Origin of the sequence: Bacillus sp. BHET2, from assembly GCF_005938125.1 — a bacterium.
Taxonomy (GTDB): Bacteria; Bacillota; Bacilli; order Bacillales; family Bacillaceae_B; genus Rossellomorea.
This window is the reverse complement of record NZ_VCQN01000001.1, coordinates 1464963-1477666: the sequence shown is the minus strand read 5'-3', so window position 1 is coordinate 1477666 and position 12704 is coordinate 1464963. Positions and strand designations below refer to the sequence as shown.

Genomic DNA, 12704 nt, shown 5'->3' with positions numbered 1-12704 from the left:
TGAATAAAGGCCTAACCGTTAGTTAGGCCTTTTTCATATCATGTATAGCTTTTAGAATTAACTAATAAGATATGTTCTTCACAATAGAGAAAGTATCAGTGAAATCTAAAGGAGGTTAAATGAATGAAACTACGTGCACCAATGCCAGATCTTACTGGCGCAACAGAATGGTTAAATGGAGAAGTTACAAAGGAAGACCTTGTTGGAGAAAAACCGACTCTTATTCACTTTTGGTCGATTTCTTGTCACCTTTGTAAAGAGGCTATGCCACAAGTTAATGAATTTCGTGATCAATACAGTGATAAACTGAATGTGATGGCTGTTCATATGCCAAGATCGGAAGATGATTTGAATCTGGATGAAATCAAGAAGGTTGCAGCAGAACATGATATCACGCAACCCATCTTCGTAGATAGTGAACATAAACTGACTGATTCCTTTGAAAATCAATATGTTCCTGCTTACTATGTATTCGATAAAGAAGGCAAGCTAAGACATTTCCAGGCTGGAGGCAGCGGAATGAAAATGCTTGAAAAGCGTGTCAATCGCGTGCTGGATGAAATGGATAAAAGTGAATAGGATTCAATCGAATTAGCGAGAGGAGATCGGTCTTTTGACCGATCTTTTTTTGTTGATTTATTTTTACAATGAATGAGAATAGTAAGACTTGAAGGATAATTCATAAAAAAGTAAAAAATTCAAAAAAAGGGTAGATAAATATTTCGAAACCCGATATATTTAGTAGTACGTTGTTTTTTTTAGAACACATGAAGGGGGAGAAAATATGGATACATTTAAAAAATTAAAAGCCTTTTATTGGCCATATAAAAGGTATTTTTTCATGTCAATGATTTTTCTGATTTTTGTTACTGGAATTACCGTCGTTTATCCAATGATATTACAAATTACAATTGATGATGTCATTTTACAAGGGAAGTATGAGTGGATCCCATACTTAGCATTCGGATTCATTGGTATCATGGTAGTGAAAGGAGTCGCCACATTCATTCAACAATATAATGGGGATCTGTTCGGGATCACATCGGTCTACCGTCTGAGAAACGAACTATATGAGAAGCTTCAGTTCCTCCCATTTAGTTACTATGACAACGCCAAAACAGGGGATCTGATGTCTAGGCTGACAGCTGATGTTGAAGCTTTCCGTTTTTTCTTATCCTTTGGCTTCTCTGAATTACTTCGCTTTTTCCTACTGGTGACGGTAAGCTTTGGTGTCATGTTTTACTATTCTCCATCGCTGACATTTGTCACCCTTATTTCTTTACCTTTCCTGGCAATTGCCGTGTACAAATTCGATAGAGCTGTTCATCCCGCTTTCCGTGGAATACGAAAGTCTTTCGGAAAACTGAACACAAATGTACAAGAAAATATCTCCGGGATCAATACCGTGAAATCACTATCAAGGGAAGATTTTCAAATTAATAAATTTAACCGGTCAAACGGTGAATATAAAGATAAATATCTTTTCACCTCTGACATTTGGGCAAAGTACTTTCCGTTAATGGAATTCCTCGGTAATGTGAGTGTCGTGACGTTACTAGCCTACGGAGGTTTCCTTGTAATGAATGAGAATCTGCAACCTGGAGAGCTCGTCGCCTTTTACAGTTTAGTATGGTACATCATCTGGCCTATCATGAACCTCGGCTTTACGATTAACCTGTTCTCTCAATCTAAAGCATCTGGAGAACGTTTATTAGAGATATTGGAAGTGAATGAAGAGATACACGACCAGAAAGAAGTCCTCCACATCGAGCGGGTAAAGGGGAAAGTCGAGTTCAAGCATGTATCATTGAATTATTCCGTTCATGACGAAGCTGCCCTAGAGGATATTTCATTTGAAGTAGAGCCAGGCAAGGTCATCGGTCTGATCGGAGGGACTGGCTCAGGGAAAACGAGCATCACTCAGCTTATTACCCGTTTCTATGAACCGGAAGAGGGAGAAATCCTCATTGATGGAAGGGATTTAAAAGAATACTCTCTAAAATCACTTCGTCAAAATATTGGATTTGTCCTACAGGAGACATTCTTATTCTCCTCAACAATCAAATCCAATATCTCTTATGGACGTCCCGAAGCATCCATGGAAGAAATAATTGAAGCAGCTAAACGGGCACAAGCACATGACTTTATTTCAGAATTGCCTGATGGATATGATACAAGATTGGGTGAACGGGGCATGGGTCTTTCTGGAGGTCAAAAGCAACGTATAGCCATTGCACGTGCCATCTGTACAGATCCGTCGATACTGATTCTTGATGATGCAACAAGTGCCGTTGACATGGAAACTGAATTCAGAATTCAAAAAGCACTGAAAGAAGTCATGTCTGATCGAACGACTTTCATTATTGCACACCGGATTTCTTCCCTTAAACATGCAGACGAAATCATCGTTCTGGAAAACGGCAAAGTCGCTGAACGAGGTGTTCATGAATTCCTACTGAAAAATAACGGACCCTATCAACGGATCTATGATATTCAATACAAAGACCAGAAAAAAATAGTACAAACTTAAAGAAGGGTAGGTGAAAGGATTTGAGTCAGAAAAACAAAGTAAATAAAAGTATATTAAACAGATTTCATTACTCAACAGATCAAGTGATCGATAAACCATTTAACTGGGAACAACTTTATCGGTTATTAACGTATTTAAAACCTTATTCTAAAAAGCTTCTGCCCCTTTCCATTATTACTGTTCTAATTACAACAGCCGTAAGGTTAATTGTACCAATCCTGATTGGGGTATATACATTAGACAAAGCAATAAGGCAGAAGGATTCAAATCTACTCTTTACGTTAGTAGGAATTATCGCTTGCCTCTATGTACTGAACTATGCAGCAAATGTGCTCAGAATCAAGTGGATGAATCAGCTCGGGCAAGGAGTCATATACGATTTAAGAAAGCATTTATTCAGCCATGTTCAATCGTTATCCCATCGCTTCTTTGATCAAAGATCAGCAGGTTCCATCCTGGTTCGTATCATGAACGATATTAACTCTCTTCAAGAACTCTTCACAAACGGAGTTATCAATCTATTAATGGACATCATTCTACTAGTTGGAATTATCGTCATTCTCTTTACATTAAGCCCTGAACTGACGCTTGCCGTTATGGTCATTCTGCCAATCATGTTTTTTATCTCAACCAGCTTACGAAAAAACATCAGAAGATCGTGGCAAATGGTCCGTCTAAAGCAGTCTAAACTAAATTCCCACCTGAATGAAAGTATTCAGGGGATCCGTGTCACCCAATCTTTCACTCAAGAAAAAGAAAACATGGCGTTCTTTGATGGGGTAAACACCGAAACCTACGATAGCTGGAAAACAGCCACAAAGAAAAATGCCATGTTCCGTCCTATGGTTGAACTGACGAATGCCATCGGGACAGCTGTACTCATCTGGTACGGGGCCCATCTCATACAAGGAGGTTCACTGGAACTGGGGGAATTTGTATCATTCGCATTCTACCTGGGTATGTTCTGGGAACCGATTTCAAGGCTAGGTCAAGTATACAATCAGCTCTTAATCGGAATGGCATCATCAGAGCGAATATTCGAATTCCTCGATGAACAGCCGATTGTAAATGAAAAAACGAATGCTGTGAATATGACTAAAATCAAAGGGAACATACAGTTTGAAAATGTAGAATTCTCCTATGATGATAAACGAAAAGCGTTGCAAAACATCAACCTTGAAATGAAAGCCGGTCAAACCGTCGCACTAGTAGGCCATACAGGATCAGGAAAAACAACGATTGCGAATCTCATCAGCCGCTTTTATGATCCGACAAAAGGAGAAGTGAGGATCGACGGTGTGAACCTGAGGGATACTTCGGTTGGAAGCCTGCGAAGTCAAATCAGTATTGTCCTTCAAGATACCTTTATCTTTTCAGGTACAATCATGGATAATATTCGATTCGGACGTCCTGATGCTTCGGATGACGAGGTTAAGAGCGCCGCAGAGGCAAATGGAGCTCATGAGTTCATACAAAAGCTCTCTAACGGATACGAAACAGAAGTCGAGGAACGGGGCAATGTATTATCCGTCGGAGAAAGGCAATTACTGTCCTTCGCACGGGCGCTCCTGGCGAACCCCCGTATCATTATCCTGGATGAAGCGACAGCATCTATTGATACAGAAACGGAAGTCAAGATTCAAAATGCTCTTAAGAAACTGCTAAACGGCCGGACTGCAATCATCATCGCCCACCGCCTGTCCACAATCCGGGAATCGGATAATATCTTTGTCCTTGAAAATGGAAGAATCAAAGAATCCGGTAATCACGATGAATTGATGGAAGAGCAGGGTGATTACTATGAATTGGTGAAATCGCAGTTTAAGATGCTGGAAGCGATGTAAGTTTTATGTGAGGACCCTGCACTGGTGTGTGGGGTTTTTTTGGTTGTAGGTAGGAGGAATCAAGCGGAATTTGGTGAAATTTGTCAGGTTTTGGAGAGCGGTCGGTATTTTGTAAATAAGGTTGATAAAATGAAAGAGTGGTTGATAAATTAGATTTTCGGTCGATAAATTAGATTAAAGGTTTATTAAATCTTGTAACGGTCGATAAATTATACTAAATAAAATTTTTTACAAAAATAAAGGGAATTCCAATAAAGAAATAGAATAATACTATGACCATAACAGAAAGGATTGATAGTTTGATCTTAAAAGAAAGAGAAATTCCACTGCTTATTCACTATTTTGAAGCCTTATTACGAAGGTTGCCTCGAAAATCCAACCTTAGGTCTAAGATTGAAGAGAATTTGCTTAAAGCATGGGCGGGTTATCATGGAGAATGTAAAGCTGACAGACACATTAGTACGATAGACAATAATCACGATACCTTCATCCTCAATGATTTATGTCTTCCTATTAGTAATAGCTTCTTTCAAATTGATACTTTAATACTCACCAGTAAGTATTTATTGATTTTAGAAATAAAAAATATTGCAGGCTCCTTGGAATTTGATAATGAGTTTGAACAATTTTCTCGTAGTCTTAATGGGGAAATAAAGGGTTTTCCAAATCCAATTTCCCAAGCAAATCGAAGTAAGATACATCTAAAACAGTGGTTCCACAAGAAAAAACTTCCTACTCTCCCTATTGAATTCTTAGTTGTATTTACAAATTCCTCATCGATAATAACTTCCGTAAATCAAAATGAAATGACAAAAAATAAAGCTATTAAAATTGATAACCTCGTTGCAAAGTATCTTACTATTCAACGAAGCTACTCTTCTATTCCCCCTTTTCTTGAATTGAAGGAACAAAGAAGGATTGCGAACCAACTGATTAAGGATCACAGTCCCTACTCTAACTACAAGCGATATCCCGAAGAAATTTTATCTGGTGTGAGATGCATTCAGTGTGAGCAGTTTAATATGGTGCGCAAGATAAGGTCTTGGTACTGCAATGATTGTGGTTTATTCGATAAAAATGCCCATCAACAGGCTCTATATGACTACTTACTGCTCGTAAATCCAACGATTTCCAACCAACAAGCAAGAGAATTCTTAGGTGTTGAATCTTCCAGAGTATCCTATCGTCTCCTAAACTTAACCAATCTCACCCCACAAGGCAAAGGCAAAGGTCGAACCTACTCATTCCCCGAAAATCACCATAACATTTTTTGAAATACCTCAATCAAAATTACGAATCTGAACTCAATTCAACATCCGCTCTCCCAAAAATATCAATCAATTAAATCTTTGTGAAAAACGTCACAAAACATTCATGTTCAACACTTCACAAACTTAAGATAAGGTTTTATAATGAACAATAAGTGATAAACAATAGGAAAGAGATGTTTACGTTATTAAGTAAATGAGTGGGGGAGTATAGAATGGAATTAGATAGTGTAATTTTGAGCAGGATGCTCACGTCGACAACCTTTGCATTCCATATTTTATTTGCAACGATTGGGGTAGGGGTTCCGATTATGATTTCCATAGCTGAGTTTATGGGAATTAAACGAAACGATTCTCACTATCTTTTGCTCGCAAGAAGGTGGGCAAGAGGTTTTACGATTACGGTGGCGGTTGGGGTTGTGACCGGTACTGCAATCGGGTTGCAGCTTTCCTTGTTATGGCCATCATTTATGCAGGTGGCAGGACAAGTGATTGCGTTACCCCTTTTTATGGAAACTTTTGCTTTTTTCTTTGAAGCAATCTTTTTAGGGATTTACCTATATACTTGGGATCGATTTAAGAATAAGTGGATTCACTGGCTCCTGACGATTCCGGTTATGATCGGATCTTCGGCTTCAGCATTGTTTATTACGATGGTGAATGCGTTTATGAATACGCCTCAGGGGTTTGAATTAAAAGACGGAAAAGCCATTAATATCGATCTGTTTGCAGCGATGATAAATCCGGCGACGCCAACTAAAGTCTTTCATGTATTAACGACGGCGTATTTGACATCTGCACTGGTATTAGCGGCTATTACGGCTTTTGCCATCCTCCGCAAGAAGGGCGGGGATTATCATAAGAAAACTCTTCGATTAACAATGGTTTCTGCGTTGATCTTTGCTTTTGCTACTGCCTTTGCAGGGGATTTGTCAGCTAAGTTCTTAGCAGAATACCAGCCTGAAAAGCTTGCAGCGGCAGAGTGGCATTTTGAAACGGAAGAGAAAGCTGATTTGATTGTCTTTGGAACGCTTGATCAAAACAATGAAGTTCATAATGAGATCAGGTTACCAGGATTCTTGAGTTTCTTGGCAGGAAGTTCATTTGAAACGGAGGTAATTGGTTTAAATGAATTCCCTGAAGACGAGCTGCCTCCTTTATGGATACACTATTTATTTGATCTAATGGTCTCCATTGGGTTTTACAGTATTTTCATTGCAGCTGCATTTATTTTATTTTGGAAGTGGAAAAAGCGGAATGAGTGGAATAAACCGTTGTTATGGGGAATTGTAGCGAGCGGGCCACTCGCGATGCTAGCCATTGAGTTTGGCTGGATCTATGCAGAGGTCGGTAGGCAGCCATGGATCTTAAGAGGGTATATGAAGGTGGCAGATGCTGCAACGAAAGCCGATGGAGTAGGTTTAACGTTTGCACTGTTTGTGGGACTTTATCTTATTCTTGGCATCCTTTGTGTCGTTGTATTAATCAAAATGTTTAAAAATATGCCTGCAGAGGCAGAGCTAGAACAGCGTTTTCCTAAGAAAGAGAGTTAGGTAGAATGGAAGGTTCCTTCCGAATGAAGGGACTCTTCCGATTTGATATTGTTACGAAGGAGGAATTGGTATGAGCTTAGAAATAGTGGGTATTACCGTCCTATGGATATTTCTATATGGGTACCTAATTGTCGCTTCTATTGATTTTGGAGCCGGATTTTTCGCTTTTTACGGGAGAATGAAAGGGAAAGAACATACATTAAATGTGTTGATCAGTCGATATCTTTCCCCAGTGTGGGAAGTGACTAATGTCTTTTTTGTCTTTTTCTTTGTAGGATTGGTTGGATTCTTCCCTGATGCAGCCTATTATTATGGAACGGCTTTACTATTGCCAGGGAGCATTGCGATCATCTTGTTAGCCATCAGAGGGAGCTTTTATGCTTTCGGGAACTACGGTTCAAAGGATAATATCGTCTATTTGTTTTTATATGGAGCGACAGGGCTGTTGATCCCAGCGTCATTGTCTACGGCTTTAACGATATCAGAGGGAGGATTCCTTGAGGAAAAAGGGGATAAAGTTGTGTTTCTGGCAACAAAACTGTTTACCAGTCCTTATTCATGGAGTGTTGTCGCGCTGTCGATCGTATCGGTCTTATTTATTAGTGCTACCTTTCTGACTTATTATGCTAATCGAGCAGGGGACATGGATTCTAGGGAAGAGTTGAGAAGATTTTCACTTTTTTGGAGCCCTCCAACCATCTTAGCGAGTTTAGTAGTCTTTGTGTCTTTAAGAGAACATAATCCGGAGCATTTTACGAGTGCGATTGATATTTGGTGGATGTTTGGATTATCCTTACTCAGCTTCTTCGGTGCATCACTATTCATTTATCGAAGAAAGCATTTCGGATTGGCATTCGTACTGGTAATGATGCAATTTTTCTTTGCATTCTTTGGGTACGGGGCATCGCATCTCCCTTATATTCTTAAACCGTACATTACCGTCGGAGGGAGCGTAACGAATCCCACTATGGGAATGGCACTAGTGATTGTCTTTATCGCCGGCCTATTGCTATTAATACCATCGCTTTATCTATTAATGAGACTGTTTTTATTCGATGCCGACTATGTAAAAGGGAGAAAATAAATCGTTCACCGATTATTGCTGGAATAATTCATTCATCGCCAGGGAGAAATTTCATTTTCTCCTTTTTTTTATGCTAAAATATAGACTATACATAGTACGGGGGGATAATGGTGAAAAAAGAGTTTGTTGTAATAGGGTTAGGGAGATTTGGAGGCAGTATTGTCCGTTCACTGACAGACCAGGGGATGGAAGTGATGGCCATTGATCAAGATGAAGATAAGGTGAATGAATTCTCGTCCATCGCTTCCCATGCAGTGGTGGCGGATTCAACGGATGAATCCGTATTAAAAAGTTTGGGGATCCGTAATTTTGATCACGTGATTGTAGCAATTGGAGACGATATACAGTCGAGCATACTGACGACTTTGATGTTAAAGGAAATTGGTGTGAAGAAGATTACAGTGAAAGCCCAGAATGATTACCACGAAAAAGTATTGCGGAAAATCGGGGCGAACCAGGTTGTTCATCCTGAGCGGGATATGGGAAGAAGAATAGCTCATAACATTATATCGAATAATGTTCTGGATTATCTTGAACTTTCTGATGAACACTCTATTGTAGAAATCGTGGCAAATGATCATCTAAGTGGGAACTCACTGATTGATTTAGATATCAGGGCGCAATTCGGAATTAATATCGTGGCGATAAAACGGAATAAGGATATTATTGTTTCACCTCAAGCGGATGAACAGATCCGTGTGGGGGATATTCTCATTGTGATCGGAGCCGATACGGATATCAATCGATTTGAAAAAAAGGTTCTATAAAACGAAAGAAGAGGCGGACCTATTTGGTCCGCCTCTTCTTTCGTTTTAAATATTATACTTCCATGATGATTGGTAAAATCATTGGACGTCGTTTTGTTTTCTCATATAAGAATGGAGCTAATGTATCGGTAATTTCATTTTTGATTTCTGACCACTGTGAAGTTCTTCTTTCAAGAACTTTGTTCAGGTGCTTAGAAATCAGCGTTTGTGCTTCATTGATCAGATCACCTGACTCACGCATGTACACAAATCCTCTTGAAATTAGGTCGGGACCGGAAGCGATTTTGAAATCCTTCATGTCGATGCTTACAACCACAATCACTAAACCTTCTTCTGAAAGGATTCGACGGTCACGAAGGACGATATTTCCAATATCACCAATTCCACTACCATCAATATAGACGTTACCTGAAGGGATCTTTCCAGCTACTTGAGCGGAATCATTGCTTAATGCAAGAACTTCGCCATTGTCCATGATGAAGCAATTTTCTGTTTGCACTCCGCAATCGACACCAAGCTGTGCATGCATCTTCTGCATGCGGAACTCACCATGTATCGGCATAAAGAAGGTAGGGTTCATTAGACGGAGCATTAACTTCATCTCTTGCTGCCCACCATGACCAGATGTGTGAATGTCACTTAATGGTCCATGAACGACTTCTGCACCGGCACGATATAACAGGTTGATTGTTCGGTTGACGCTGATCGTGTTTCCAGGAATTGGTGATGATGAGAATACAACCGTGTCACCAGGCTGGATTTGAATTTGACGATGTGTACCATTCGCTATTCTGGATAATGCAGCCATAGGTTCACCTTGTGAACCAGTACAAAGAATAGCAACTTCATTCGCTGGAAGGCGATTAATTTGGTTATGCTCAATGAATGTATCCTTTGGAGCATTAATGTAACCTAATTCTTGACCAATTGTGATGGCCGCTTCCATGCTTCTTCCGAAGACAGCGACCTTTCTATTGTGGAACACAGCTGCTTCCACTACTTGTTGAAGACGGTGAATATTCGAAGCAAATGTAGCAAAGATGACCCTTCCATCTACTTTACGGAATATATCATTGATGCTCTCTCCGACTTTGCGCTCTGACATGGTGAAGTTTGGAACCTCAGCATTTGTACTGTCCGAAAGAAGACAAAGGACGCCTTCTTTTCCGATTTCAGCCATCTTGGTTAAGTTCGCAGGTTCACCAACCGGTGTGAAATCAAATTTAAAGTCACCTGTGTGCACAACATTACCAGGTGGTGTTTTTACCACGATTCCGTAAGAATCAGGAATACTGTGAGTTGTTCTGAAGAAGGTGACAGATGTTTTCCGGAACTTGATGATATCATCTTCTTGGATAACATTTAATTTCGCATTACGTAATAATCCATGTTCTTCAAGTTTGTTCTTGATAAGTGCCAGTGCAAGTTTTCCACCGTATATTGGGATATTTAACTCGCGAAGTAAATATGGGATTCCTCCGATATGGTCTTCATGGCCGTGAGTAACGAAAAGGCCTTTGATTTTGTCCGCATTTTTCACCAAGTAGGTGTAATCAGGGATAACATAATCAATACCGAGTAATTCGTCTTCCGGGAACTTGATTCCTGCATCGATCAGGATAATTTCATCTTGGAATTGTACGCCGTATGTGTTTTTACCGATTTCACCTAAACCGCCAAGGGCAAATACAGCGGTTTGGTCATTCTTTACAAATTTCATTTAATTATTGCTCCAGCCCGAAAGAATGATGGTTTTGTTCATACTCTAAAAAAGCGCCCTCTAGCTTTTGTACGAATTCGATGTTATACGGTTTTTCTTTTAAATTCAGGCGTACTTCACGTTCGGAATCTGCTTCCATGTAAAGAGATTGAGTGCATTCGCGAACAGGCACTTCAGCTTTACTTTCTTGATAAAATACTTTAAAAATCATTTTTCTCTCTCCTTATCCGTTTTCAAAAATCTAACTTTCTTCTATGATAAAAAAGTTATCAACTACATAACATAAGCGGCGCCCGAGACACCTAACGACATGGAATCAAGCTCTGCATATGAGAGGTATCTTCCATGACTACTAGGGCTTGACGCTGGAGCTGGATATTAGGGGCAAGTTTCCCCCTAATCGGTATAGGAATACCTTCTGAGATCGGAACAATTAGTATGTTCATCTATTGCTCATTTACGCCCTGTGTTAAGGAAACGATTCTCCTATTGAAATCATTTCCTTAACACAAGGCGACTTTTCAGTATGACTTAAATGAAGTTAAGTAGTAATCGGCAATTCTTGTTTTTACTCTTATATAATAACCTATCATTTAAATAGAAGTGAATCATCAAATTTATGTATGTTATAAAGTATAAAGGATTCTTCCTTGTAAATAAAGTTTTTGAATAATCCTTCACTAAATTATTACAAATATAGAAGAGGGACTAAAGCCCTTGGAGACGTAAAGCTCACTAGTGGCATCAGTCCCTTATTCAGTGTGTAAAGGTATGTTAATATAGCTGCTTTGAGGTTCAAGTTGTTAGTGTGCCTGCTTGCATTCGATCTTCAGGAAAGAATGATTTAAGCAATCGTTTTTTTTCTAAGCAATTCTTTCCACTGTTTTAAAAGCTTTTTTCTGAGCTTTTTTAACATGGTGGATCACTCCTTATCAATAGTTTACCGAGATTTCCCTTTGAAGTAAAGGAACAATAATACAGACTTCTCTGTTGTCTTACTTATATTGTACGGAATTTATGGAATCTCTTACATGGTTATGTTTGGTAAATCGCTTTGTCTGTGCCACATCATTGACATTTATTTCGCAAAGGATTACCTTAATCAACGGGTAAAAGAGATTTTAAATCGTTCGTTAGGAAAAGGAGAATGGTTATGTCAAAAATAGTTTTCTTCGATATAGATGGTACTCTGCTTGATCACGATAAGAAGCTGCCTCAGGCGACTAAGGAAGCCATCCAAACGCTTCAGACAAATGGGACATATGTTGCGATTGCGACGGGCAGGGCTCCATTTATGTACGAGAATTTGAGAGATGAATTAGGAATCGAATCTTTCATTTCTTTCAATGGTCAGTATGTAGTGTTTGAAAATGAAGTCATCTATACGAATCCTTTAAAAACAGAGACGTTGGAAGAGATATTAGAAGATACGTACGAGAAAGAACATCCTGTTGTTCATTTGAATCATGAAACGATGAAGTCAAATGAAAAGCATCATAAATATATCGAGGAGAGCATGAACAGCTTGAAGTTCCCTCATCCAGGGTTTGCTCCTGATTTTTATAAAGGGAGAGATATCTATCAATCCTTATTATTCTGTACAAGAGAAGAAGAGAATTTCTATCGTGAGAAATACAATGAATTTACCTTTATTCGCTGGCATCAATACTCCATGGATATTCTGCCAAGGGGCGGATCCAAGGCTGAAGGAATCAAAAAGATGATTGCTAAGCTCGGGTTTGATATGGAAGATGTCTATGCTTTTGGAGACGGATTGAATGATATTGAAATGATTCAGTCGGTTGGAACAGGTGTGGCAATGGGGAATGCTGTCAAGGAAGTACAAAAGCATGCAGATTTGATTACTAAAAACGTGGATGATGATGGAATCTACCATGGGTTGAAAGAGCTTGAATTAATATAATTTTAAAAAAGGCC

General features: G+C 39.2%; 10 protein-coding genes. 8 read left to right on the top strand and 2 right to left on the bottom strand.

The window, feature by feature from the left end; all coding sequences use genetic code 11:
• The first annotated feature begins 123 nt into the window (after positions 1–123).
• From FGG79_RS07540 to FGG79_RS07510, 7 genes are all read left to right on the top strand, one after another.
• Complete coding sequence (locus FGG79_RS07540; RefSeq protein WP_138777096.1) at positions 124–579, top strand: TlpA family protein disulfide reductase; 456 nt, start codon at positions 124–126, stop codon at positions 577–579.
• A gap of 205 nt (positions 580–784) precedes the next feature.
• Positions 785–2530, top strand: coding sequence for an ABC transporter ATP-binding protein (locus FGG79_RS07535; RefSeq protein WP_138777095.1), 1746 nt, complete (start codon positions 785–787; stop codon positions 2528–2530).
• Positions 2531–2550: 20 nt separating this feature from the next.
• Positions 2551–4374 carry an ABC transporter ATP-binding protein gene (locus FGG79_RS07530; protein ID WP_138777094.1) on the top strand — a complete coding sequence of 608 codons (1824 nt, stop codon included), beginning with the start codon at positions 2551–2553 and terminating at the stop codon, positions 4372–4374.
• Between the two features lie 299 nt (positions 4375–4673).
• Entirely contained in the window at positions 4674–5648 is a 975-nt protein-coding gene (locus FGG79_RS07525) for a nuclease-related domain-containing protein (protein WP_171050831.1), read from the top strand.
• 209 nt (positions 5649–5857) lie between these two features.
• Positions 5858–7195 (top strand): cytochrome ubiquinol oxidase subunit I, encoded by a 1338-nt coding sequence (locus tag FGG79_RS07520; RefSeq protein WP_138777092.1) that lies wholly within the window; start codon positions 5858–5860, stop codon positions 7193–7195.
• A gap of 70 nt (positions 7196–7265) precedes the next feature.
• On the top strand, positions 7266–8279 hold the full coding sequence (locus FGG79_RS07515; protein WP_138777091.1) for a cytochrome d ubiquinol oxidase subunit II: 1014 nt from the start codon (positions 7266–7268) through the stop codon (positions 8277–8279).
• Between the two features lie 110 nt (positions 8280–8389).
• Positions 8390–9046, top strand: coding sequence for a potassium channel family protein (locus FGG79_RS07510; RefSeq protein WP_138777090.1), 657 nt, complete (start codon positions 8390–8392; stop codon positions 9044–9046).
• Positions 9047–9098: 52 nt separating this feature from the next.
• Here FGG79_RS07510 and rnjA read toward each other — a convergent pair whose 3' ends face one another.
• Both rnjA and FGG79_RS07500 read right to left on the bottom strand, forming a co-directional pair.
• Positions 9099–10766: a ribonuclease J1 gene (rnjA, locus tag FGG79_RS07505; RefSeq protein ID WP_138777089.1), complete on the bottom strand. Its 1668-nt coding sequence runs from the start codon at positions 10764–10766 to the stop codon at positions 9099–9101.
• 4 nt (positions 10767–10770) lie between these two features.
• The gene (locus tag FGG79_RS07500) at positions 10771–10977 is read right to left on the bottom strand and encodes a DNA-dependent RNA polymerase subunit epsilon (protein ID WP_138777088.1); all 207 of its coding nucleotides are present in this window, start codon (positions 10975–10977) and stop codon (positions 10771–10773) included.
• Positions 10978–11919: 942 nt separating this feature from the next.
• Between FGG79_RS07500 and FGG79_RS07495 the strand changes: the two genes are divergently transcribed.
• The gene (locus tag FGG79_RS07495) at positions 11920–12690 is read left to right on the top strand and encodes a Cof-type HAD-IIB family hydrolase (RefSeq protein ID WP_138777087.1); all 771 of its coding nucleotides are present in this window, start codon (positions 11920–11922) and stop codon (positions 12688–12690) included.
• Positions 12691–12704 lie beyond the last annotated feature (14 nt).